Origin of the sequence: Bacillus sp. ISL-34 (genome assembly GCF_018613325.1) — a bacterium.
Taxonomy (GTDB): Bacteria; Bacillota; Bacilli; order Bacillales; family DSM-1321; genus Peribacillus.
Genome location: NZ_JAGGQJ010000011.1, coordinates 296068 through 321120, shown reverse-complemented (window position 1 = coordinate 321120; position 25053 = coordinate 296068). Strand labels below are relative to the sequence as shown.

28 protein-coding genes are annotated in these 25053 nt (G+C 40.6%); 9 read left to right on the top strand and 19 right to left on the bottom strand.

Annotation, left to right across the window (positions count from 1 at the left end; all coding sequences use genetic code 11):
- On the bottom strand, nucleotides 1–923 hold a 923-nt coding region (locus J7E52_RS26915; protein ID WP_286197670.1), incomplete at its 3' end, for an SH3 domain-containing protein.
- A gap of 588 nt (nucleotides 924–1511) precedes the next feature.
- Here J7E52_RS26915 and J7E52_RS11530 point away from each other — a divergent pair.
- The 4 genes from J7E52_RS11530 to J7E52_RS11515 all read left to right on the top strand — a co-directional run bounded on the left by J7E52_RS11530 (nucleotide 1512) and on the right by J7E52_RS11515 (nucleotide 3519).
- The gene (locus tag J7E52_RS11530; RefSeq protein ID WP_214746201.1) at nucleotides 1512–2117 is read left to right on the top strand and encodes a protein kinase family protein; all 606 of its coding nucleotides are present in this window, start codon (nucleotides 1512–1514) and stop codon (nucleotides 2115–2117) included.
- Nucleotides 2118–2149: 32 nt separating this feature from the next.
- Complete coding sequence (locus tag J7E52_RS11525) at nucleotides 2150–2593, top strand: DUF6376 family protein (RefSeq protein ID WP_214746198.1); 444 nt, start codon at nucleotides 2150–2152, stop codon at nucleotides 2591–2593.
- 125 nt (nucleotides 2594–2718) lie between these two features.
- A complete protein-coding gene (locus tag J7E52_RS11520; RefSeq protein ID WP_214746195.1) occupies nucleotides 2719–3147 on the top strand; it encodes an SRPBCC family protein in 429 nt (142 codons plus the stop codon).
- Nucleotides 3148–3519, top strand: coding sequence for an ArsR/SmtB family transcription factor (locus J7E52_RS11515; protein ID WP_214746193.1), 372 nt, complete (start codon nucleotides 3148–3150; stop codon nucleotides 3517–3519).
- 37 nt (nucleotides 3520–3556) lie between these two features.
- Here the strand turns inward: J7E52_RS11515 and J7E52_RS11510 are convergent, their stop codons facing one another.
- From J7E52_RS11510 to J7E52_RS11470, 9 genes are all read right to left on the bottom strand, one after another.
- Entirely contained in the window at nucleotides 3557–6415 is a 2859-nt protein-coding gene (locus J7E52_RS11510; protein ID WP_286197687.1) for a YhgE/Pip domain-containing protein, read from the bottom strand.
- Nucleotides 6416–6417: 2 nt separating this feature from the next.
- Nucleotides 6418–6924, bottom strand: a complete 507-nt coding sequence (locus tag J7E52_RS11505) for an Rrf2 family transcriptional regulator (RefSeq protein WP_214746189.1) — start codon at nucleotides 6922–6924, stop codon at nucleotides 6418–6420.
- A 174-nt stretch (nucleotides 6925–7098) separates the two neighbouring features.
- The gene (locus J7E52_RS11500; protein ID WP_214746188.1) at nucleotides 7099–7413 is read right to left on the bottom strand and encodes a thioredoxin family protein; all 315 of its coding nucleotides are present in this window, start codon (nucleotides 7411–7413) and stop codon (nucleotides 7099–7101) included.
- A 250-nt stretch (nucleotides 7414–7663) separates the two neighbouring features.
- Nucleotides 7664–8059, bottom strand: a complete 396-nt coding sequence (locus J7E52_RS11495) for a VOC family protein (RefSeq protein ID WP_214746186.1) — start codon at nucleotides 8057–8059, stop codon at nucleotides 7664–7666.
- A 45-nt stretch (nucleotides 8060–8104) separates the two neighbouring features.
- Nucleotides 8105–8476 carry a hypothetical protein gene (locus J7E52_RS11490; protein ID WP_214746184.1) on the bottom strand — a complete coding sequence of 124 codons (372 nt, stop codon included), beginning with the start codon at nucleotides 8474–8476 and terminating at the stop codon, nucleotides 8105–8107.
- Between the two features lie 9 nt (nucleotides 8477–8485).
- On the bottom strand, nucleotides 8486–9382 hold the full coding sequence (locus J7E52_RS11485; RefSeq protein WP_214746182.1) for a glycosyl hydrolase family 8: 897 nt from the start codon (nucleotides 9380–9382) through the stop codon (nucleotides 8486–8488).
- Nucleotides 9383–10025: 643 nt separating this feature from the next.
- The gene (locus J7E52_RS11480) at nucleotides 10026–10712 is read right to left on the bottom strand and encodes a VOC family protein (RefSeq protein WP_214746180.1); all 687 of its coding nucleotides are present in this window, start codon (nucleotides 10710–10712) and stop codon (nucleotides 10026–10028) included.
- A gap of 260 nt (nucleotides 10713–10972) precedes the next feature.
- A complete protein-coding gene (locus J7E52_RS11475; RefSeq protein ID WP_214746178.1) occupies nucleotides 10973–11620 on the bottom strand; it encodes a pentapeptide repeat-containing protein in 648 nt (215 codons plus the stop codon).
- A gap of 276 nt (nucleotides 11621–11896) precedes the next feature.
- The gene (locus J7E52_RS11470) at nucleotides 11897–12379 is read right to left on the bottom strand and encodes a YjdJ family protein (RefSeq protein ID WP_214746176.1); all 483 of its coding nucleotides are present in this window, start codon (nucleotides 12377–12379) and stop codon (nucleotides 11897–11899) included.
- A gap of 135 nt (nucleotides 12380–12514) precedes the next feature.
- On the opposite strand from J7E52_RS11470, the gene J7E52_RS11465 reads away from it, so the two are divergent.
- From J7E52_RS11465 to J7E52_RS11455, 3 genes are all read left to right on the top strand, one after another.
- Nucleotides 12515–13165, top strand: coding sequence for a DUF6944 family repetitive protein (locus tag J7E52_RS11465; RefSeq protein WP_214746174.1), 651 nt, complete (start codon nucleotides 12515–12517; stop codon nucleotides 13163–13165).
- 487 nt (nucleotides 13166–13652) lie between these two features.
- Nucleotides 13653–14072 (top strand): MarR family winged helix-turn-helix transcriptional regulator, encoded by a 420-nt coding sequence (locus J7E52_RS11460; RefSeq protein WP_214746363.1) that lies wholly within the window; start codon nucleotides 13653–13655, stop codon nucleotides 14070–14072.
- A 12-nt stretch (nucleotides 14073–14084) separates the two neighbouring features.
- Nucleotides 14085–15284 carry an MFS transporter gene (locus J7E52_RS11455; RefSeq protein ID WP_214746172.1) on the top strand — a complete coding sequence of 400 codons (1200 nt, stop codon included), beginning with the start codon at nucleotides 14085–14087 and terminating at the stop codon, nucleotides 15282–15284.
- Between the two features lie 237 nt (nucleotides 15285–15521).
- Here the strand turns inward: J7E52_RS11455 and J7E52_RS11450 are convergent, their stop codons facing one another.
- The 9 genes from J7E52_RS11450 to J7E52_RS11410 form a co-directional block, all read right to left on the bottom strand.
- A complete protein-coding gene (locus J7E52_RS11450) occupies nucleotides 15522–16742 on the bottom strand; it encodes a hypothetical protein (protein ID WP_214746170.1) in 1221 nt (406 codons plus the stop codon).
- A gap of 25 nt (nucleotides 16743–16767) precedes the next feature.
- A complete protein-coding gene (locus J7E52_RS11445) occupies nucleotides 16768–17598 on the bottom strand; it encodes a hypothetical protein (protein WP_214746168.1) in 831 nt (276 codons plus the stop codon).
- Nucleotides 17595–18281: an ABC transporter ATP-binding protein gene (locus J7E52_RS11440; RefSeq protein ID WP_214746166.1), complete on the bottom strand. Its 687-nt coding sequence runs from the start codon at nucleotides 18279–18281 to the stop codon at nucleotides 17595–17597. The genes J7E52_RS11445 and J7E52_RS11440 overlap by 4 nt, the downstream gene beginning before the upstream one ends.
- On the bottom strand, nucleotides 18278–18658 hold the full coding sequence (locus tag J7E52_RS11435) for a GntR family transcriptional regulator (RefSeq protein WP_214746164.1): 381 nt from the start codon (nucleotides 18656–18658) through the stop codon (nucleotides 18278–18280). The genes J7E52_RS11440 and J7E52_RS11435 overlap by 4 nt, the downstream gene beginning before the upstream one ends.
- Before the next feature lie 191 nt (nucleotides 18659–18849).
- Complete coding sequence (locus J7E52_RS11430) at nucleotides 18850–19605, bottom strand: AAA family ATPase (RefSeq protein ID WP_214746163.1); 756 nt, start codon at nucleotides 19603–19605, stop codon at nucleotides 18850–18852.
- Nucleotides 19606–19711: 106 nt separating this feature from the next.
- Entirely contained in the window at nucleotides 19712–20326 is a 615-nt protein-coding gene (locus J7E52_RS11425) for a YdbC family protein (protein ID WP_214746160.1), read from the bottom strand.
- Entirely contained in the window at nucleotides 20313–20852 is a 540-nt protein-coding gene (locus tag J7E52_RS11420) for a GrpB family protein (RefSeq protein WP_214746157.1), read from the bottom strand. Before J7E52_RS11420 ends, J7E52_RS11425 begins: the two co-directional genes overlap by 14 nt.
- A gap of 139 nt (nucleotides 20853–20991) precedes the next feature.
- A complete protein-coding gene (locus J7E52_RS11415) occupies nucleotides 20992–22017 on the bottom strand; it encodes a 2-keto-3-deoxygluconate permease (RefSeq protein WP_214746154.1) in 1026 nt (341 codons plus the stop codon).
- 84 nt (nucleotides 22018–22101) lie between these two features.
- Nucleotides 22102–23067, bottom strand: a complete 966-nt coding sequence (locus J7E52_RS11410; RefSeq protein WP_214746152.1) for a sugar kinase — start codon at nucleotides 23065–23067, stop codon at nucleotides 22102–22104.
- 289 nt (nucleotides 23068–23356) lie between these two features.
- Here J7E52_RS11410 and kduI point away from each other — a divergent pair, with 289 nt between their 5' ends.
- Both kduI and kduD read left to right on the top strand, forming a co-directional pair.
- Nucleotides 23357–24187, top strand: a complete 831-nt coding sequence (gene kduI, locus J7E52_RS11405) for a 5-dehydro-4-deoxy-D-glucuronate isomerase (RefSeq protein WP_214746360.1) — start codon at nucleotides 23357–23359, stop codon at nucleotides 24185–24187.
- A gap of 46 nt (nucleotides 24188–24233) precedes the next feature.
- Nucleotides 24234–25010 carry a 2-dehydro-3-deoxy-D-gluconate 5-dehydrogenase KduD gene (kduD, locus tag J7E52_RS11400; RefSeq protein ID WP_214746150.1) on the top strand — a complete coding sequence of 259 codons (777 nt, stop codon included), beginning with the start codon at nucleotides 24234–24236 and terminating at the stop codon, nucleotides 25008–25010.
- Nucleotides 25011–25053 lie beyond the last annotated feature (43 nt).

Here is a 25053-nt window from a genome sequence, read left to right as displayed (position 1 = left end):
TTGGATTCCGAATACACCGTCACTTTCGTACCTTTTGAAAGTATTGATACTATGCTTGCGGTAGCTTTTCCGCTTTTTCGCATATTGAGTGAGCCCGTGCTCACATTCACATATTTCGTCGTCGTTTTAACCGCTGCCTCAGCTTTTTTTACCGTTCCAGGCTTCGTTGCCGATAGATATTTGGTACTGACATATCCTTCTTTTCCATTGACTTTGATTTTCGCCCAGCCTTTGGATTCCGAATACACCGTTACCTGTGTGCCCCTTGTCAGCTTCGCGACTATGCTTGCACTATCTATCCCGCTTTTTCGCATATTAAGTGAACCTGTGCTCACATTCACATATTTTGTTGTAGTTTTAACGGGCGCCGCAACTTTGGTTACCGTTCCAGGCTTCGTTACCGATAGATACTTGGTACTGACAAACCCTTCTTTCCCATTGGCTTTCACTTTCGCCCAGCCTTTGGATTCCGAATACACCGTTACCCGTGTGCCCCTTTTCAGCTTCGTGACTATGCTTGCACTATCAATGCCGCTTTTTCGCATATTAAGTGAACCTGTGCTCACATTCACATATTTCGTTGTCGTTTTAATGGTTACTGCAGTTTTCGTTAAAGTCCCTGGCTTCGCTGCCGATAAATACTTGGTACTGACATATCCTTCTTTTCCATTGGCTTTGATCTTCGCCCAGCCTTTGGATTCCGAATACACCGTTACCTGTGTGCCATTTGCCAGCTTTGCAACTATGCTTGCACCTTCCGCCCCGGATTTTCTCATATTGAGCGAACCGGAATTTACATGGACAAACATGACGTCTTCAATATTGGCCTGTTCCGCATGTAGTGGAGCTGCAGATATTTTTTCTTCGAAGGCAACTGTAGACAGCACTGCAAAACAGAAAGTTGGTATAATTAATTTCTTCATCTCATTCTCCCTACTAAAGAATTATATTTTTAACATTTATTTAAATATCGGTTAAAATAAGTATAATAATATAGGTAAATATGCTCATTCATCTAAAATATATCATATTCCTTTAGATCTATAGGGAGATAGAGGAGATTGTAACACAATAGTAAACTAATAGACATTTAAGTAATTAAATAGAAATATTCGCAACGAAGCCTACGCGACAAGCCGATAATAAAAAATAAAGTATATTGATATAATTACTTAACAAGCAAATTAATAATGATGAGACGAGCATCTTTCTGCCTAAATCGAATATATATATAGGGTAAGCACCGATCCTTATATTTGACGGATCGATGCAATAACCTATATAATTACTGTATATAACTTATAAGAATCCTTCTGTTAAGGGGAGTAGCTATACAATAAAGTCGTCAGTACAGGATTGAATCCTCGGCTTTATTGGCAACTGTTTTTAGTTGTTTGCAAGACCTTGCCGATTATTTGGTGAGGTCTTTTAATTTTCAAAAGACGGTATAACCAAAAATCGGTTATACCGTCTTTTTTGATTCGAAAAATTGCACAATAGAGGTGAAAAGTATGCAGAACTATAATGAATTAGCTCAAAGCGTTAAGATTTCCGATGATAAAAAGCATATACTGCTTGATGCCGACCCATCTTTATCACTGATCGGAAAAGGCCGCAGCGCATATGTATTCCGAATACATTCCACCAATAAGGCACTAAAAGTGTTTTTCCCGGATCATACTCACACAGCTAAAGTTGAAGCTGAAATATACAATACCGTCCAATCCATCGAATACTATCCAACCTTATATGATGCGGGGGAAAATTACCTGGTTATAGATCACATTGAAGGCAACACTCTTTTTGAATGTTTAACATTGGGAATCCCGATAACGGAAGAAAACATCGCAGAGATAGACCATGCCCTGCAATTGGCAAGGAAAGAAGGATTGAATCCTTCAGATATCCATTTACGAAACATCTTCATCACTTCCGAAAAAAAGGTGAAGATCATTGACGTTGCAAGGTTTAAGCAAGTGAAATCCTGCAATCAGTGGCACGACTTGAAAAGTGCTTTTCACCTTTTTTATTCTAAGTCATTTTTTCCGAAGAAGATCCCAAGCTTCATACTGAATTCGATTGCAGCGATTTATAAAAAGAGATTTCTGCCCATCTGATCATTACTAAAAAAATCACATTGGAGGCACATATGAAAAAAATAATGACCATTGCTTTACTGTCCATCATTACATTAAGCGGATGCTCAGCTTTAGAAGAAGTCAATTCATCATTGGAGTATGCAGATAATGCGACGGAGTATGTAAATACCGTTAAGGACTTTGCCAATGAGGTGCCCGCAATGTCACAGGATGCCGTAACGAATGCCGAAGCAAGAGCAAATCTTGAAAAAGAACTGGAATTGATGAAAACGGAGATTGAAGAATTCAATGCAACTGAACCACCCCAAATCGCTGAAGGCATCCATGAGAAGATCGTCAGCTCCAATCAACAGCTTTCAGACGGAATAGAACTATACTTGAATAATATTGAAAAAGGCCAAATTGACCCTAAGGCATTGGAAAACTCAGAGATAATGAAGTCAATCGATAATATAACAGGATTGGCAAAACAAATCGAAGAGTTGGGTAATTAAGCAGCCTGCAATGAATAAAAAGGTATCGCTTGAAACAAATTATTGACATGAAACCAAAAGGTTTTATATAATCAACAAAGCAAAACCAATTGGTTTCATATCTTTAATTAAAAGGGAGAATCAGTATGGAAAATCAACATACATTACAGGATATCAAGAAGACGGTTATTCTTGAAGCACCTATCCAAAAAGTTTGGGATTCAGTTTCGACTGCAGAGGGCATAGCTTCATGGTTCATGCCAAATGATTTTCAACCGAAAGTGGGACATGAGTTCCATGTGCAATCACCTTTTGGTCCATCTCCTTGTAAGGTAATGGAGTTAGATGCTCCTCATCGGCTCTCATTCAGTTGGGATACGGACGGTTGGGTCATTACCTTCATTTTAAAAGAACTGGATGGCAAAACGGAGTTCACCCTTATTCATGGTGGTTGGAAAGAGCCTGAAACGATTCTTCCGAAACCGAACGAAAAAAGCTCAGTGATTCGCGATAGAATGGATCATGGCTGGGAACAAATCGTTCATGCAAAACTTAAAAAGGCTGTTGAGGGCTAAGTGTCTGCAGCAGAAAAACATGATGTATTTCAGGCTATCGCCGACCCAACCCGCAGAAAGGTCCTGCAATTGCTTGCTGAAGGGGATTTACCCATTTCAGAAATCACTTCTCACTTTTCGATGAGCCGTACAGCGATCGCCAAGCATCTTCATATCCTTTCTGAAGCTGAATTGGTCAGTGGCCGGAAGGTAGGAAGGGAGAAACGCTTTCGGCTTCAGCCAGAACCTTTAGCGGAATTGAAACAGTGGCTTTCTTTTTACGATCAATTCTGGGATAACAAATTATCCATCCTTAAACATGTGATTGAAAAATCAGGGGAAAATGGATTGAAAGTCATCGAAAAAGAAAAGGATACGGATGAAGAATCATGATCAAGAAAACCCCCGGCGCATTGCACCGGGAGTTTTTTCATTCGTTTATGGCATCCATCTCAATATTGTGTTCTTTGCGCTTCCTGATGACCATCGTTAGCAATAGCAGTAGATTAAAGACAATGATGTATCCAGTAAGGAACACTATACTCGCTGTCAATGCATCCGCTCCAAGGCTCGTACTCATCGCCTGACGGAAGCCCATGACAGAGTATGTCATCGGTATGAACGGGTGAACATGACTGAAGAAGTTATTGGTCAGTTCCACAGGGAACATCCCTCCGCTTGCACCTAGCTGTAATACAAGGAATATCATCGCCAATAAACGACCTGGATTTCCAAATCCTACTGTCAAGAAGGTAACGATGAACATGAAGGTAAGGGAAGTCAGAATGGAAACCCCAATGAATTGCCCCATGTTCTCGACCTGCAAATCCATTCCCCAAATCATGATCGCATCCAACACTAATGCTGAAAGCGTCGCTTGGATAAATAAAACCGTGAATTTACTGAACCACCATGCCACTCCTGATGTAGGCCTTGTAGAAGGCAAGCCTGTCGGGAATCCCATATTGAAGGCAATAGCTCCTACAAATAAACCAAGAGACAATACATAAGGAGCCAGTGCATGACCATAATTCGGCACGTCACTGCTTTTTTGTTCTTTAACCTGTGTCGGTTCAGCAATCATGCTGTAATTATCATCGGTTGTTTTATTTTCACTTATTTCTTCTGCACCATCACTTAGTTTTTCCGAAAGCTCGACCGTTCCATCTTTAAGTGATGATATTCCATCACCCAATTTACCGGAACCTTCAGCAAGTGCTGATGAACCTTCATTGATCTGACCTGCCCCATCAGCAAGCTGGATGACTCCATTGCTTAAAGTAGGCAGGTTGCTCGCCAATTGCTCAGTGCCTTTAACAAGTGCTGATGAGCCATCGTTCAAGGCAGCTGAGTTGGCATTCAGTTCATTGGCCCCACTAGCAAGCTTGTTTGCCCCTTCGCCAACTTGGCTAACACCGAACGCATACTTCTCAAGACCATCCCCGAAGGAGGTTGACCCTGCTTGAAGCTGTGAAACTCCATCAACCAACTGACCAGATCCCTCAGTTAGTTTTGAAAGACCATTATTCAACGAGGAACCGCCTTGTGCTAACTGGTTGATCCCCTTCACTAATTCTGGTGTCCGTTCATTTAAACTTTGTGTTGCCGCCGTTAATTGATTGCTGCCTTCAACAGCTTCATTCAAGCCGCCATTTAATTGGGTTGCACCCGGAATCAATTGTTCTTCAAGTGCGTTCCTTATTGCCGCATATCCGTTTAACGCTGAAACGGCGTTTGGATTGACTTTATTCACCGCATTATTTAAATTGGCCACTTGTTCCGGAAGCTGGCCTAATCCATTCAATACAGGCATTACTTTATCCGTTAATTGCGTTGATAAGTCTGATACACTTGCAGCAAGAGTCGATGCGATTTGTTTTTGTGCATCCGCCTGGTTTTGAAGTTCATTTTGAACCGCTCCGATTAATTCGGATTGTTGTTCACTGGTCATGCTTTTGAATGCTTCCGTGTTTTGAACGGCATTGATCGTGCTTTGACCATTATTCGCAATCGTTGATTGAAGTTCCGTTAAAGCCGATTGACTTTTATGGAGGTCTTCAGTAATGGCGGATACAGTACCGGACGTGCTGCTTCCTGCAGGAACTGCTTCTTGCAATTGATTGACACCGCTTTGAATGCTTGTCAGTCCTTGCTTAAGCTGACTCAGATGTTCTTCTGCAGGCAATTGGCCATCCATTTTCTTCAGGCCGTCATTTAACGCCTGGCTTCCTTCTGCCAGTTTATTGATTCCTTCATTTAAACTCTGCTGACCTGCTGCCAATTTTGGAATTCCTGTCGATTGGTCCGTCAGCTGGCTTGCATTTTGTGATAATTGATTCAACCCATCATTCAAATTCGCACTGCCTGTTTGCGCTTGTGCCAATCCCGTATTTAGAGTTCGCGCTCCTGGAACCACTTTGGCCAGCCCAGTGGATAATTGGGATGAACCTTGTATAAGTGCTTCACTATTATTAGTTAATTCCCCTGTGCCTGATGCGAGTTCGTCCGCACCCTCTTGCAACTGACCGACACCGGAAGTATATTGTGAAATTCCCATATTCAATTCCGATGCGCCACTTTCAAGCTTGTTGGCTCCTTCCAAAAACTCGCCGACGCCGATTTGAAGTTTATTCGCTCCATCTTTAAAAGTTAATGTGCTGGAAGCTAATTTACTCAGATTTTCCGTCACTTCTTTGTTTCCATCATGCAGTTTTTTTGCGCCGTCATCCAGTTTTGATGCCCCGTCTGCTGCATCATTGAATCCTTCTCCGATTTCATCCAATTGGGAGAAGATCGCTTCCGCATATTCTTTTGTGACACTTTCGGCAATTTCCGTTTTCAAATTATTCGTTGCCTGTTTCCCGACCGTTTCAGAAACGAAACTGCGTCCAGGATTCACGTCATACGTCAAATTCATTTTTTTTGGCTTATCATCCATGACGGTTGCAGCATTTTTCGAAAAGTCCTCAGGAATGGTAACGACCATATAATATGTACCTTCATCAAATCCTTTTTTCGCCGCTTTTTCCGTTACGAAATGCCATTCCAAATCATCATTGTCCTTTAATTGCTCGATTAGCTCATTACCGACTGTTAAGGTTTTACCCTCATATTCCGCCTTCACATCCTTATTCACGACTGCAACAGGCAATTTGCCTGTATTTCCGTATGGATTCCAAGCGGAACTAAGAAATACCCCCCCATAAATAATCGGTACGAACAGTAAAACGATCGCGACACCGACCAGTTTTCGATTTGTAAGGAAAAGCTTCCATTCTTGTTTAAGCATGTTCACTTCTTTTCACCTTTCTTTTCACGCAGTACATCACTCAATGATGTTGAATTCCAATTAAGAGTTGGTATGTCCGTGGTGCCAAAGCTTTCTTTCAGCAAATCTGCCACCGTTTGGCTGGAAAAGAACTCTATCAAAAGTTGATCCGCCCGAGAAAACATCCGACGAAGGACGTCCATCCCCTTCTCTGCATACTCTCCATCTTTAAACGCTTTTTCTATAAGTCCCGTATCCGGAAACATCGAAATGGGGCCTTCCATCGCCTCAATAATTTCAAGGTTTTTAATCTTATCTACACTTTTGGCAAGAGTAAGGCCGCCATTATTACCAGGAACGGAAGTGATTATTCTCTTAACGACCAATTTCCTTATGATTTTTTTCAAATAAGAAGGTGACACCTCCAATCGCCTGCTGATCTCATTAGACGAAAGCGGTACATTTTTATCCTGGGTAGAGAGGATAACAATGATGCATATAGCTTGCTCGACCCCTTTTGTTAATTGCAAATCAGTTCACCTCTTTCTGTATGTATGTGGATGTTCGATATCCATAATGGATATTCGGTATCTATAATTAAAACCCGATTCATCTTAGAAATCAAGTTTTTTCTAGCAAAAATTTCAAAAAAAAAATGAACCCCTTATTACAGCCTAATAAGGGGTTCACCTTTTCAAGGTCTTTTATAGGTCATTTAGAAATTCATTGACCGCTTCTGGCGTTTTAGCATTTGCACTGTGCAGGTGTGCAACCTTTTCTCCATTTTTAAATACTAATAGTGATGGAATTCCCATTACCGTTTGCTCTTCAGAAATCTCAGGGAACTCGTCACGATCGATTGTAAACCACTGTTTGTCTTGATGTTCCTGAGTGATCTCATCGATGAACATGTCTAAACGTTTGCAGTCTGGACACCATGTAGTCGTAAAAATCCCAACCGTCAATCCTTCTTGGTTGATTTGTTCACGGTATTCTTGTTCAGTTTTGATATTTTTCATGATTGTCTCCTCCGGGCTTTTATACTTTAATCCATGAATTGTACTCAAGGATTAATATATAATTAATTCCTTCACAGTACAAACGGTTTATCCTGGACTATCTAACTCTTGCCCGGTTTATGTTGATTGTTTATGAAAAATTCTTCTTTTTCCGTCGACAGGTATGTGATATTACTTTTTTAATCTAGCAATCCACAAATCAGTGTTTATTCATGAAAAAATCCCCTATCCAGTGGCTTTTTCACTTCATTCATATTGGGAGAGTAAGCTGCCAGGAAACGCCAAACCTATCAGATACCCAGCCGAACTTCTTACTAAAGAAATAATCACCCAATGGCATCATCACTTGTCCGCCATCAGTTAAGCTCGAATAAAGCCTGTCAATTTCCTCTTCACTATCACATGTAAGGAATATCGAAAAAGAAGGTGTAAACGTAAATTGATGCTTAACATTGCTATCGATGCACATAAATTCCTGTTCCTTCAAGGTAAAGGTAGCCTGCATGACACTTCCCTCTGTACCTGATTCATTTGCACCATACCGTTTCATGCTGGTTATTTTCGAGCCTTCGATTAAAGATGTGTAATAATTCATTGCTTCTTCCGCATTTCCTTCGAACATCAAGAAAGGTGTGACCTTCATCATTCTCATCAAACTCCTTTTCAGCTTTAATTAGTTTCTTGCCTTGTATCATGGCGCCCACCAGTTACCTGAAGCCACGATCATTGTCTGTAATTTTATCGTATTGGCAAAATAGTCATCATCATCATCTTGTTCCTGTATCGCCCGATTCCATAACCGATTAATCCATTGCTGATTGGAGGAATCAACCATGGCACTCACCATGAATGGAGCAACAAAGCAAGTGCTATTCCCTTCTTCCACGGCTTTTCCGCTTAGCGTATAGCCTGATTGGATATTTTCAGGGTTGCCATCCGATTCCGCTTTAATCCAATCATTCATCTTCTCTAATTGCGGCAGCGCTCTTTCATCACCAGTCAGTAAAAAATCGAGCGTATAGCGCCAAGGGGCCCTGCTGCTGTTCCAGCTATAATTGGTCATTCTCCCCTTCTAAAAAGTCAGCTTCTGCCGGCTGAAATTTTCCCTTGGATTGTACAATGAAGTCCGGCATGAGACCAGTATTGCCGCTTTCCTCCTCATAATCGAATGAATGATCGCATAGGCCTTATCCGTTACTCCTTTCCATTCATCATTCCCAGTTACCGCCTCAAATGTCTTAAAATGATTGAGAAGAAGGTCAGATGAACGAGTCGATTGTCCGTATGCTTCATCTCTATCTTCCGCCCAGTCCCCTAGTTTAACCAGGGACTCCGGCCGATTTATCTCATTCGACATGATCGCATCCAAGATGTCCTTTGCACTGGCAAGATAGTCGATTTCCCCTTCACTTCCCCACTGGCGATCGGCCAATAATAACGAATAGGCGATATCCATATCGCCATCAGTTGCTGAATCGGCATCCCCTGGCGTATTGATGATTTTACCCGATTTATCCTTTACTTGCTGCCATGCCATTAATGAAGGGTCATTATCACTTCCATGAGCTTTATAAAAACGATAAAGCCCATCGAAGTACTGCTTGTCCTTGCTGCCTGCCATGATTGCCGTTATCATCATCCCATAACCATGCGCTTCAGAAACGGTGACTGCATTCTTCGGCTCTGCGTATCCTTTATCATTGTAATAAATATAATATTCATCATTTTTATCAGCAGGCTGCTTAACATATTCATTTTTCCAAGTTTCATAAAAGTTCGCTACGGCAGCATCCATCTCCTCCTGTGACAGATTGTCGGGTTTTATCGTACCCGCTTGATAGACTGTATGCTGGGGAAATGCCCTTTTACCGGCGAACTCTTTCTTTTTCGTTTGAGAAACCAATGCTATCGAGGCAATGATCCCGAAAACGATCACGCCCGTCACTATAAATAAGCTTCTTTTTTTCATGGCTTTGCTCCTTGGGTTATGGTGCAGTATTCACCTCTTTTTTATGTTCGGCTAGGAACATTTAAAATGTGTTGTTAATTTCTTTTAGACTGCTAAGTTATCAATTCTTCCTGCTATTAACATGACTATTCTTTAGTATTTCAAAATGCCATAAGGTGTTTTGGATATTTATGTTAAAATAAACATTGAATTCAGAGTGTTTCTACTTAAGTATTTTTTAAATGAAAAAGGAGTATTTTAATGAAAAGAATTTGTAATCAGTGCCAAACTGAAATGATAGATGATTGCAAAGTAAATGTTCAATGCGGAATGTACGGAATAAAGCTTAGTCAAAAGAAAGGACTTTTCAATAGTGTTTCTGCAAACCCTAAAGCATCTGTATGCCCAAATTGTGGTTACGTAGCTTTCTAGAGAATTTATTAAGTAAAAATAAAATATATGCAGCTAACTTACGTTTGTGAACCAAAGGAGATTTATTAAAAATTTTAATATAGCCTTATTTAAATAAAAGTGATACTCCTAATTATTAATAAACTATTATTAGGAGTATCAAGTTTCTCCAATGGCAGGCAGCCCTGCTTCTGCGTTCGCTTTCATGATTGAATCGGTACAATGAAGTTTATGGCCAAAATATAAATCTACATCATTCCACTTTTTTCAGTTCCATTATTCCTTCGCCATCCAATGAGATATCTAGTTGCTGATTTATGACTATCGAAAGCGGAAAGATTTCCGACTCTTTATTCGAGAAAATCCAACGCCTTTTCCTTGGACCTAAAAGTAAAAACGAACCTGCTTCATGTTCCCCCATGAAATTCAATCCATCTTCACTTATCGCTTCACCATTCCTTACAGGTACACCATTATTGATCAACTCATTTCCCAAAGCCCTGACTTCATCTGTCGTAAGGTTTATTTCACTAATGCACAGGACGTTTTGAGCTGAAAAAGAATCAGCCTCGGATTCGGGTGATACGGAATATCTCGATATGAATTCGACAATGTTGCCTGAAGGGTCTAAAAAATAAAAAGCATGTGCATCTGAATAGCTGAAATAAACTTCGTCGTCATCATCTTCTCTAGTCAATTCCACTTTTGATTTCGCCCATGCTTTTGCCGAAGTAAATAAATTGGTCGGTATGTTCATGGCAAAATGGTAAAAAGGCTTTCCCTTGTGATGATTTTTTTTAATTTCAAGCACACTTTCCCCTGCCTTAATTTCAAAAACATCACCAGTTTGCGATAGTAACTCAAATCCTAACACATCAACATAAAAATTCCGCATTTCATCCCATGCATGACTATACAAAGTGACCTTATTGATAATCACGTTCAATCCCCCTTCCACCTAACAAATATTGTAAAGTAATCCTGTATTTGTGCAAATATTCCATACTTTCCGAAATTTATATATTTCTATTCACGCTACCCATTTTTACTACAAATCTCCAATAAAACTTCCCTTAATTAGTGACAAGCCGACTCAAAAAGGACCACCAAATCCGGTAGTCCCTCGTTTCAACTTTATTGAAAGATCTCGCCGCCAGCGAAGTTTACTCTCCACTAAGTCTTTTTTCATCTTAAAAAGGTTCACTCTTTAATTTTCAGTCCAAGCATGGCTGCAAAGACTATCGCTTGGTCCGGGGAAACTTCGCATCCATTTAAATCCTCCGGGGATACGGTAAGCCTTTGAAATGTAGAACTGCTAATATCAATTCCTTTGAGCGGTGTCCGGGAAAAGTTCACTTCATTTAACCTACAAGTTTCGAACTTCACTTTGATGAATTTACACTCATAATAATCAGCACTTTCCAATGAGCAATGATCGAACTTCACTTGCTTTAAACCGGAATATCCAAAAGCACTTAAACTCAAGTTGCAATTCTCAAAGGAGACATTTCCTAAACTTCCGTCAGACAGGTTAATGCCTAATAGTTTGGACTCTTTGAATTCCACCCGATGAATTGAGCCACCCATGAAATCGGCATTCGTCAAATCGCAATGATCAAAAATGACATCCGTCAGCTCGATATTCCTGAATGATACATCGCTGAATGTCACATTTTTGAAGACGACCTGTGATAATACGATTTTATCCATCTTTTCTCTATCGATCGTGCAATTGGTTATGATACAGGACTCAAGATAAGGCTCATCTTGGTAATATATTTCCTGAAAGTTCGCTTGAGTTAAGTTTTGGGGGATCTTTGGCTGTTCAATTTTAATTTTGCCTGACATATTATCACCTTTTCGCTTTATTCTTCAATCACTGGATAAATTTTTCCCAACTGCATCACACTTCTTTACCGGAAACAGTAGGTCTTGCTTTTAACTGCATATCCAACCGATAAGGGTCCACCGCTGGTGATATAGCAACTGGTCTACTCAATTTCGACTTAAATATAAACTACATTTCAGTGAAGTTCAATCTAAGAATTTCGCGAAAATGACTATTATTTTTCGTTATTTTGTGTCATCTTTCCACAAAAAAAGCTGCCTCATCGGCAGCCTTCCTTACTTCACTAATGTATTGAACCCTCTTGGCATCCGGTAATAATATAGAGCTCCACTTAATATGGCTATCATTCCGCCTATCAGAAAAAATGCTTGAAAGATATTTCCTCCAATAGTCGGGGAATTGGATACAAAACCACTTGAAAGCAGAAAAAGGATACCCAATCCAAATAAGAAAAGAGCCATTTTTTTAATACTTTTTTTGGATAAAGTATATCCCGTAAGCATGATTAAGTATGATGCTGTGATGACCATAAGAAATGGAAATAACGGTTTGAATTTTGCGGCATACACGAAATAATCGAAATTCGAAATATCTTCTGCATCCATTGCCTGATCATCATTTACTTGTGTGAAATGCGTGGAATACTTCCATTCCCAAGGTCTATCCAGAATTTCACTTCCTTCATACCAGGTACAAAACGTAAAAACCATAAAGAAAAGTGCAGTAATAATCATTTGCAATAAATTATTAAAAGACAATATCATCTCCTCCAGCTGCCATTATACCAATAAATAGGTAATTTTCAACCAGAGCTCACGGTGTTAAAGCTATATGTAAACAAACACTGTTTCCTGAATAATATACTATAACCACTTTTAAGGAGCGTTTGGGATATGATCACTCATGGAGATGACCTCCTTATTTCAGGAGCATGGTTACTTGGCATCGGAACACTTGTAGGTGCAATCGGGCAAACCCGGCAAACTTTAACGGGGACTAACCTCGGAAAAGATCTGGTCCTCAAAGGGAATGGCATCGAAGCCGTTGGAAATTCGCTGCAGGCAATCGGCCGTTCGAAAATGCCGAACCCTGAAAATGAACGATCGGAAACCTATTTCATATTCGGTGCTTGGCTTGAGGCTGTTGGAAATATCGCAAATTCAGTTGGAATAGATATACAGTTGAGTGGTTCAGAGGAAGAGGGCACCAGAACCGATGCACTCGGCAGCGGAATCCAAGGCCTAGGTGCAGCTTTTGAGGCATTCGGGGCATCATTGACGGAGGAGTCCATTTCACGCTCTCTTGAGATCAAGGGAAATGGACTCATTGCAGCCGGTTCTTTTTTGGAATCGGTAGGAAATATTTTCATAATAAATGAAAAACGACGGATAGGAGAACACATACTTTTACTTGGCAGCTGGACCCAAGTTTTCGGTGCATTCATATTGATTGATGCCTTTTCACTTGGCCCAGAACCCGAACAACCCGAGAAAGGTAAAGATGGACATAACGGCCATTATAGCTATGCCAACTATCACTTATGATTAAGGGGCTGCAAGTTCGCTCTTCATCCGATCAGGGATCTTCGTATAACTCCTCTACCCCATAATTTTTTGGTGATCTCATCTACATTATTACGGGAATTGGCATACACACTCGCTCCCTATCGCTTATACAAAAACAATGTACATCCCACCCAATCTCCAACTCTTCCCGCTTTTTCACTCCTGAAATGGCTTATATTACATTTTGGGCCTTTAACTCGTGAGTTTGGGCATTTTACTCGTGAATTGGCATTTACTAGTGAGTTTCCGCGTTTTACTCGTGAGTTTCGGCCTTTTACTCGTGAGTTTCGACGTTTTACTCGTGAGTTTCGACGTTTTACTCGTAAATTTCGACGTTACTCATGAGTTTGGTTCTTTTACCTCAATACAAATCCGAGTGGACAGAATGGATTTATTTTGATATTATAGTTACTCAGGGTAACAATTACTCACGGTAACTATATATTGATTATAAGGGGTGTTTCTGATAAAGACTTACCAAAAATTCTTTCAGCAATTATTACTGCTGTACCGTCCATTTGAAAATAATCTTAATATCCAGCTGAACAAGCATGATTTACACAGGGCACAATGGTCCATTTTATATTACTTAACCAATTATGGTTCGGCGACGCTTGTAGAGCTTGCCAATTACCAAAGTGTGGAGAAACCCACAATTACGAGAACCATAGCCCGCTTGGAAGAGCTGGGGTATGTCGAGCATGTCCCAGGCAAAGACAGACGCGAAAAAAGGATGCGGCTTACGGAGCTTGGCAAAAAGATCTACAGTGAAGTCCGCGTGACAATCGATCAATACGAACAGGAAATCTTGAAAGGGATCACTGAAGAGGAACAGCTCGCAGCCATCCGCATCATGGGCGAGATAAGAAATAACATAATCAAGTAAGGAGATAATAAAATGGAACAATCCAGACCTAGACTGTGGACGAAGGATTTTGTCATCGTTTCGTCCATCAATTTTTTCATAACATTAATCTTTTATTTACTGATGGTGACACTTGCCATCTATGCTGTAAATGAATTGGATGCTTCTACAAGCGAAGCCGGACTCATATCGGGTATTTTTATTATCGGGACGTTAATCGGACGTCTGTTCATTGGCCGTTTCATTGATTCAATCGGCCGCAAGAAAACATTATTCATAGGTTTGATCTTTTTCACTTTGACAACACTTCTATATTTTGTGGACCTTGGAATTGGCTTCCTGCTTGTTAACCGCCTTATCCATGGGATGGCGATGGGGATGGCAAGTACTGCGACAGGAACGATCGTCGCCCAGATCATCCCGGCAACACGAAAAGGTGAAGGCATCGGCTATTACAGCATGAGTGCAACACTTGCGACGGCAATCGGTCCTTTCATCGGTCTGTATATGGCTCAACATACAAGCTTCCAAGTGATTTTCAGTTTCTGCCTGGCTTTAGGAGTCATCAGCCTGATTACAGCATTCTTCCTTTATGTCCCGGCATTGAAAGTGGCTGCCAAAGTTACGGAAAACAAAGGATTCAAGCTTTCCAATTTCATTGAGCCTAAGGCACTGCCCATCTCAATCATCACTCTGTTATTGGCATTCTGTTATTCCAGCGTCCTTTCTTTCATCAGTTTCTATGCCATCGAAATCGACCTGGTCAATACAGCAAGCTTCTTCTTTGTCGTTTACGCAGTAGCCGTATTGTTATCACGTCCTTTCTCAGGACCGTTAATGGACCGGAAAGGATCGAACTTCATTATGTATCCGGCGTTCATTATTTTCGGGATCGGCTTGCTGCTTCTAAGTATAACAACCAATAGTTTCACTTTACTTGCAGCTGGTTTCCTCATAGGCCTTGGATTCGGTAATATGCAATCAAGCTCACAGGCGATTGCCGTTAAACAGACACCGCCTCACCGAATGGGGATGGCAACGTCGACCTTCTTTATCATGCTTGATGCAGGACTTGGATTCGGCCCTTATATTCTCGGATTCATCATTCCGGTAACAGGGTACAGCACACTTTATGTCATCCTGGGCGTTGTTGTCATCGCAACTTCCGTCCTTTACTACTTCTTGCACGGCAAGAAGGAACGTGCAGCCAGAACGAACTTAGCTTCCATTTAAATGATAATCAAAAAAAGGGATATCCCATTGGTGGATATCCCTTTTTCATGTAAAGCAGTAAGCCGATTAATTGCCCACGGGAATGCATCCGTCGTGGGGGATAATTCAGCCGTCATGAACCATAATTCGACCTACAGGCGAAATAATTCAGCCTTAACAACCGATAATTCGACCTTCATCAAAAGAAGCCGTCAAAAAAGTTTATACTTTTGAGATAGCTTCTATTGTTAGTGGTCCTTATTTGACGTCTAATTCACCGATAATAAATCCAAATTTTTTGCCGTTCTTTTTATTTATTGCTTGCATGACTGTTTCACCTTTATATAAAGTCTTTCCAGTCTTTATATCTGCAATCAGAAGTTTGGCAGGCTTGTATGTTAAATTGTCCATTTGACCCACTTCGTTGCCTAATAGGAAGTACACACGCCCATTCTTAATGGCAGCGAAGTTTTGTTCCTTTTTATTAACAGCTAAATCCAGCTCCATATCATCCGTTAATGTTTGACTGCTGAGGTCAAACATTTTAATGCGATAATTATCGGATTTCTTATCAATTAGGTAAAGGTTTTTCCCGTCCACATATCCTGATCCTACCATATCAAGGCTAAGAGATTCTTTTTTAACCGTTTCTAATTTTTCCGTTTCATAATTATATGATAACAGCTTGCTTTCCTTTAGCTTTTCCTCAAAGCCATCCTCATGATTTACCCCTTTAATTAACGAAATTAATACCATGTCGTTTGGCTGGGAGGGAGCAACTTCGATTGGCATCTCGAAATCAACTTGATTAGGGTAAGTGAAGGTTTCAGAAACAAGGGTTTTATCGCTCAAGACTCTTTTATTGGCTACATCGATCGTATACAGATGAACTTCTTTTGTCTGCTTCTCAATGTTAACATTCACATCATTCATCGTTAAAACCTGTAGTTTTGAATGGACCAACTGCACATCCCTGACATCAGCATTCATGATTCTCTCTTGATTGGGAAGCTCGATTTGGAAAGAAGTTTCCTCTTCATCTTTCTTTTCCAGTAAACCGATATCAAACTCCGCTTCCATTTTCCCGTTATTCGTAATATCGCTATTCACCCAAGCGTAAGCGAGAAAATCATCGTCTTCATATAAAGAACTAATGGAATCCTTGCCACGCATAAATGAACGATGTTCTTTTACTAATCTTTCAATTTGATGATCTTGTCTTCCATTTAAGTTCTCCAAGTAAGATCTTTCACTGTCATATGTGGTTGTATTGGATTCAAATGTTAATGATTCATAAAAAGGACCATTATCAAGCGAAGCATTTATGATCACCGGATCAAGCTCTTTATCACTGCCTTCCAGTGTCTTGAACGTATACTTTGGAAGGCTGGAAGCAGAGGAAGCTACTTTGACATAATAGGTCCCGATGCTTAAGATAACAACCATTCCAATAATGATGCTGCATAAATAACGTTTCACCTTGTTCACTCCTTTAAAGTTGTTGTTATACGGTCACGCGATTTTTCAATAACCAAGCGCCAAGCCAAACCGATAATCCTGTCAAAATGATTCCTAATGCGAGCAACAGGCCAAATAATTCATTAGGGTAAAAATAGAAATCCCCAAACGCCATTACGAAAAATGGAGCTAAAAACAACGCTATAGCAATTCCGCAATATACCAAGCCCATTACGACTCCTTTTATGCGGAAACTTCTTTCAAACATGATCGCCGTGAATAATATCGACATGACCATAAGACCAATGCCATACGAAAGCAGGAATTGAGTGAACGTGCTTGGGATGATCAATGCCAAAACCTGACTGGCTTTCGTGATGGTGGAAATTGATATTTCATTCAAAAGCGCTTCCGGAACATTTGAATGAAATAGGGCATTCTCCATTGGTAAAATGATGATTTGGAAAGCAATCATCCCTAATACCATCAGGAAGATGGCCGTAGCTTTGGAAAGGTAGATCGATAATCTGGATGTCGGTAACATCAATAGACGATAAATGAACGTATTTTTTCCAAACCAATCACGGTACCAAATAAGGAAAATATAAAAAATAAGGGCAACCGCACTTAGCGCAATCGGTCCTACAAACAAGAGGGTATTGGCGATATGGGTAAAATCAATGCCTCCATAATTTGCAATATAAGCTGCATCCGATAGTTTTTCATTTGAAATGGTCTCCCTGGCATCTTTAAGAAGACTCTTGGTTACGATGATCACTCCTGCAAATTGCGAAACCAAGGTGATCAACAATAAGCTAAGATAGATTTTACTGAAACGATTGATTTCAAAGTTCACTAGTTTTATATATCGCATCATGATTGATACACCTCTCTCATTACATCGACTACCGATTTTCCTTCCTCTTCCCGCATTTCTTCTGTATTGAACTCTCTTAGCACTGTACCGTTATCCAATAAAATGACCTTATCGATTAAATGTTCAATATCACCGATTTCATGGGTCGTGATGATGACTCCTCTATCTTCAATAAGGTGACTCGCAAAGACATCGGCAATTTGCTCGCGGCTAAAAATATCGATTCCCGAAAATGGTTCGTCCATCAGTACATAATCCACGTCAAGGGACAAACCAAGCATCAGGTTGAGCTTAGCTGTATTCCCTTTTGACAATTCCGAAATGCGACTCTCCTCTTTAAGCTTGAAAAACCCCATTAGTTGGTTAGCTCTTTCCGGGTTCCAGGACGTATAGAAATCCGACATGAAAACCATAGCCTGTTTAACGGTCATTTGCGGAAGCATGGTCGGTGCGTCAGGTATGAAGGTGATTTTTTCATAACTGTCCTTTGTCATCTTTTGATCATCGATCAGGATTTCACCTTTATATGGCGTCAATCCCATGATCGCTTTGAGTGTAGTCGTTTTACCGACACCATTTATCCCGATCAGACAAGTGACTTCCCCTTTATTGGCTGTAAATGAAACACTATCCAAGATCTTTTTCCGGCCATAGTTCTTGGAGATCTTTTTCACTTCTATCATTTTTCTTCCTCCTCCCTTATTTCTTCCGAGTATTTTTCTTTAACCACACGAAGCAGTTCATCGACTGGTACATTAATCGGACGAATCGCATCGACAAACGTATCGACGGCCGCCAAAATCAATTCCTGCCTCACAGCCTGTAAAATCGTTTCATTCGTCGTGATTTGACTGTGGAAATTTCGTTCAGTATGAATCAAGCCCTGTTCCTCCATTTCTTTATACGCTTTTTGGGCGGTATTAGGATTTATGTTCAGTGAAGCCGCCAGTTCTCTTCGGGAGGGAATCTCCTGTCCAGCCACGAATTTGCCTATGGCTATTTGTTCTTTAAAATGCCTAACGACTTGCAGATATACCGGTTCACGGGTATTTACGTTCATTAAAACCACCCCCTATTTATTTAAAAAAGTCTGATATGCATAGAGTCTTGCGTGTATGTACTAAGTGGTTCATACACCTTATAGATGTACTATACCCGTAATACACTTAAGCTGTCAATAATGAATTTCAACATAATGAAAAACCCGAATGTGCGTGCAGACGGGTTTTTTTTTAAAGAGATGCTAAAATCTCATTCGAATAGATGATGAAGCAGCCGATCTTTATCTTCAAAAAACTGTTTCATTAACAAAAAGTGATTGGACTCCTCTAAAGTCACCTCACTCATTCCCTCATCTGAAATCTGGAAGATTTTAGCGTCCGGGTAGGCCATGATGATCGGGGAATGGGTGGAAATGATGAATTGGGAACCTTGTTTGGCTAGCTCATTTATCCTGGCCAGCATCGATATTTGTCTCAATGGCGATAAAGCAGCTTCAGGCTCGTCGAGGATATACAATCCATTGCCTTGAAATCGTTCTACAAAGGCTGAAAAAAACGATTCCCCATGAGATTGATGGTGAAGTGATTTTCCACCGAAGGAATCGATGATTTTCGACCCAAACGATGCCTCCCTGTCCAATTCCTCTATATTCGTAGCTAAATTGAAAAAGGTTTCGGCCCTAAAGAAAAAATTATCCTTTGGTTTGTACACGCCCTTTTTCAAACGGAGATATTCGTCCAAATTGGAATGTGAATCATAGTTGGAAAAATTGAAATTCAACGTTCCGCCTTCTGGATTGAAGCCATACGCAATCGCAATACCTTCAAGCAAAGTGGACTTTCCCATTCCATTTTCACCGATAACATAGGTAACACTGGGATGAAAAGCCACTTCTTGAAGGTGCCTGATAACCGGCAGATCAAGAGGGAAATGGTCATACGAAGATATTCGATCTCTATTCAGGTAGATGCCCCTGATGTACTGTGTATCATAATCCAATTTCATTTGTTATCACCTTCTGAGAATATATTTAGGTCACAGATGTCCTTCTTACATTCCATTAAGACTGCAATCCAAGACGCCACATTTGATAGATTGGTAGTGTTTGATTCTAAATGACCGTCCACTTTGAATGCAATTCAATTAAACTTCCTGTAATGCGATGGGTTGAATCTTTCACTCCCGATTTGAATATCAGGGCAGGCAATTCCTTATCCGCATACCTTTGATGTGAATATTCACTGTCCCATAATGAGGCGACCAGGTATCTCCCGGATTGGCTTTTACCGAATCCGCCAGACAGCATGCCGCCCGGTGTCATCCCCTTGTTCCCTAAATCTTTTAGCACCTGCTCAAAATGGGCTTGTTTATCATTTTCAACAGAACATTCAGCCACTCGAAGTAATTTCCCCTTGCCAAAAAAATCCATAATGTCCGTTGTTCCTATATTGAATATTTTCTCGTATATATCGACAGAAATTTTTGTATATGCACTTCTTTGGTCACTCTTCCCGAATATTTCATCATGCTGATTCTGCATGAAACTTTGATAGGCATGGAGATCTTTCCAAACCGAGAGAATGCCCGCTTCAAAGGGTTCATTTCTATTCCACCCTCCGATTTGACCCATGAAACCAGCACAATGGCGCAATTCCTCCCAGACCTCTTGTGCTCTTGAAAATGAACGCTTGTTTTCCTCATTCACTTGGCATTTAATCCACTTCATTAACATGATGATCACCACGCTTCGCCCAATGTTTCGCTTTTTCATCAACCTTCTTGATAAAATCATTCTTCCCGTTTACATATCCTTTGATATCATCTGGGAATTCCGCTGCCAAGCGCTGCTTCAGCCTGCTATATTTTTGTGCTTCATCAGGATGTGCCAGCATATAATCCAGAAAAGTGAGGTGTCTGGCTATTTCTTCATGTCCTTTTTGGAACATGTGAATATGGTGCGTCCTCTCATCCCCGCCTTTTCGAAAAAAACGTCGTCCAGCGATTCCATTCTCCCCCCTGGCCTCATACCCGATCTCTTCCATCTCATTATTAAAATCAGCCACACAATCCACATCTTTAACCACTGCCAAAATATCTATTACTGGCTTGGCATGGATGGACGGGATGGACGTACTGCCAATATGGTATAACTTTATCATTTCAGGCCCGAAAATATCCTCTAATTTTTGGCATTCATCATGAAATAGCTTGGACCATTCTTTCTTATATGGTACGACCTCGACCTTTCTCATGAAACCTCCTTGATAAGAATTGGCATTTACATTCTTTTTTCATTTCCTTATTTTAACATCAATGTGTATATATCACAAAAAAGCACCTGGGACAAGAACCCCAGTTGCTTTTTTAGATGACGCTTACATTTCATTTGTTTTACTTCGCTTTTTGGATGGAAGTCACAGTTGAATCTTTCAAAATAGTTGGTTTCATGCCTCTTCGCTGCGGAATGCCTCTTTCTTCTTGTTTCTTTGCAACCCACATCGTCAGCATGGGTGTTAGAATTGCTGTCACCAATACACTTGTCGCGATGATTGCTGTTGCCGATTCTGCTACAGGAGCAAATTGCGGGTTTAACTCGGCAATAATGAAAGGTACAGCAACTGCGGCACCCGCTGTTGAAGATGCGGCGACCCCAGCAACACCATCTGAGCCTGTAACGTAGCGGTCCAGTAGATATAAGACACCTCCGGAAAGGAAGACGACAGCAACACCCATTAATATTCCCATGAATCCAGATTTTAAGATCATGCCAAAATCCAACCCGAATCCTAGTGCTAGTGCGAAGAACGGGATAAGGACCGGTACGGCCTGTCCAAAGAATTCCCGGCATTCTTTATCGATATTCCCTACAATCATACCGACTGCAAATGGAATCAATGTGGAGACGATTGTTTGCCATGGAAACGTTGCAAGGCCTCCAACACCTAGGATGATCATCGTGAAGAACGGTCCGCTTTCTATACTGATGAACGGGAATGCGGCAGCATCTTCCGTTCTGCCCAATTTTGTCATGAGTGCGGTATAAAGACCGCCATTCGTTTCATTAAAAGCTGCTATCAAAACTAAAACCGAAAGACCGGAAAAGAGACCAGTTTGAATCCCGTTCTCTGGAAGCAGCAAAGCTGCCCCATATCCTAATAATGCCGCAAATACGACTTTACCGAAAAGCAATGTAAATCCTTTTCTTGCAATATAACCGGATTGCTTAACATCTATCGTAGCTCCGACACAAAAGAAAAAGACGGCTAATATCGATGCGGTACCTGTTAGCATCGCACCTGTAAATCCTCCAAAGAAGGTTGCCGTGTCAGGAAAAATAGTATGTATCAAAGCACCTATGAACAAAGGGACAACCATCATGCCACCAGGGATTTTTTCTATTGCGGCTTTTATTCTCATCACAATCTCTCCACTTCATTATCAAATTTATGATTATTTGTAATTGGAAGTCTAGTTGTGGAGTTAACTGGTTGCTGTTATCGATCATTCAACGTTTAATAGTTCGTTCTGGCTTTCAATAAAGTCCTGTAATTTTTTCCGGCTAGGCATACCATCCATATCACCAGGAAACATGACTTGAAGAGCGCCAATCGCATTCCCCCGAGTAACGGTTTCCTTCGTAGATATACCTTCAAGCAAGCCGCTGATCACCCCAACGGCAAAACCATCGCCGGCACCAACTGTATCAACGACTTTTTCGGGTACAAATCCTTTAATATACCCTTCTTCATTCGCATTTTTATAATAGGCCCCCTCTGCTCCAAGCTTGATGACGATCATTTTAACTCCTTTTTTCAAATAAAACTCGGCCACCTCCTCAGGTGTTTGGAGTCCTGTTAAAACTTCCGCTTCCGACATGCCTGGAAGAAAGAAATCACAAATGTAGGCAAGCTGATTAATGCAATCCACCATTTTTTGTTTATTCGGCCATAGGTTAAGCCGTAAATTGGGGTCAAATGAAACCGTTTTTCCTTGGCTCTTCATAAATTTCATGGCAGCAACTGTAAATCCGTGGCAGCTTTCAGATAAGGCGGATGGAATACCTGTTGTATGCAGATGTTTAGCTTGCCGGAAATATTCTTCTGAGAGGTCGTCAATATTCAGCGTAGAAGCAGCTGAATTTTTTCGGAAATATTCCACTTCCGGGTCTCCGTCAAGCACTTTAGACTTAATTAGCATTCCAGTCGGATGTTCACTTGTAAAACGGATACCTGCCGTGTCGACTTTTTCTTTATTCAATTCTCCGATGATGAACTTACCGAAACTATCGTTGCCAAGTTTCGTCATATAAGCAACATCTAAATCCAGACGCGCCAATCCGCAAGCTACGTTTGATTCGGCTCCCGCAATCGCTCGGGAAAAGGATTTAACCTCATGTAAAGGCTCTACTTCATTTGCGTAGAACATGGTCATCGGTTCCCCAAAGGTGATCACATCTAAATCTTTCATTCCTTATTCCTCCTGAAAAAAGTGTATTAAGGTTTAGTAAACCAAATCTGCAAGAAAGCGCTTTCTTTTGAATGAAATCAGATTACCATATAAACCAGTTTTTAACAATACTAATCTTTATATTTTATTTTTCGTAAAAACTTAGTATTTATCCTCTTTATCTACTAAAATCTTCTATTAACATTGACTATTTGGAAAATATTATATATATTTTTAATATTGGTAGCGCTAACATTTTAAAAATTTGCGATAAACCGTTTTACTAAATTAGGAGGTTATTTATATGCATATGGAAAAACGTTATTCCATTCATCCGTCACAGGCCAAGCACTTTGATACAAGTGAAATCCGCAAAAACTTTTTAGTGGAAAATTTATTTCTCGATGATGACGTTTCTTTATGCTATTCCCTTGATGACAGGATCATCATAGGGGGAATCAAACCTGTTTCTAAAGGGGTTAAGCTTGAGGGCCATGATTTCATAAAAGCTGATTATTTTCTTCAACGAAGAGAATTAGGTGTATTTAATATAGGTGGATCAGGGAAAATCTCAGTTGATGGGGAAGTATTTTCCCTTCAAAATCGCGATTGTCTGTATATAGGATTAGGTTGTAAAGAGCTGATTTTCACTAGTGATTCAGACTCCGAGCCCGCTAAATTTTATTTAGCCTCTGCTCCAGCACATAAAAATCACCCCGTTCAACACGTAGCATTCAGGGATGTGCAAGGTGATGAAATGGGGTCACAGGAAACGGCAAATAAGCGGACGATTCGCAGAATGATTCATGAAAAAGGAATCCAAAGCTGCCAACTGTGTATGGGAATGACTGAATTGGCTCCAGGAAATGTCTGGAACTCCATGCCTCCTCACGTTCATGACCGCAGAGTGGAAGTATATATGTATTTTGACTTAGCAGAAGATGCCATTCTGTTCCACATGATGGGCGAACCCGATGAAACACGGCATATTGTCATGAAAAATGAACAAGCTGTCATTTCACCTCCGTGGTCCATACATAGTGGTTCCGCTACAAGCAACTACACATTTATTTGGGCAATGGCTGGAGAGAATTATACATATGAGGATATGGATACCTTTCCTATTTCAGAAATGAAGTAACATGCTAAGAGTGGTTTACTAATCCATATGGGATGGAGGAAACAAGATGAGTTTACTGGATTTTTCAATGGACTTTTTCAGTTTAAAAGGGAAAGTTGCCATCGTAACAGGAGGAAATACTGGATTAGGTCAAGGATATGCGGTTGCTTTAGCAAAAGCAGGTGCAGATGTTTTTATCGTTGCCCATGGTGATAATTGGCAGGAAACAAAGGATTTAATCGAAACGACCGGCCAAAAAGCAGTCTTTTATCAAGCAGAACTTACGAATAAAGAAAGCCTTAAAGGTGTTGTTAAAGGCTGTCTTGATGCATACGGGAAAATCGATATCCTTGTTAATAATGCAGGAACGATTCGCCGAGCTCCTTTATTGGAATATAAAGACGAAGATTGGAATGCAGTAATGGACATTAACCTTAATTCCCTGTATTTTCTTAGTCAGCTCGTGGCCAAAGAAATGGTTGAACAAGGCAGCGGGAAAATCATAAATATCGCATCGATGCTCACATTCCAAGGAGGCAAGTTCGTTCCGGCATATACAGCGAGTAAACATGGAGTTGCCGGGCTTACTAAAGCCTTTGCTAATGAATTAGCGTCTAAAAACATTCAAATAAACGCGATTGCCCCAGGATATATTGAAACGGCCAATACTGCCGCGCTTCGTGCAGATGAGTCAAGAAACAAAGACATTCTCTCAAGGATCCCGGCTGAAAAATGGGGAACACCCTTCGATGTCATGGGAACCGTCGTTTTTCTTGCAAGCAAGGCCTCTGACTATATGAATGGCCATATCCTCGCTGTTGACGGAGGCTGGCTCGTCCGTTAATCAGCCTAACACCCTTAGCCAAAGTGCTTAGGGTGTTTCTTAC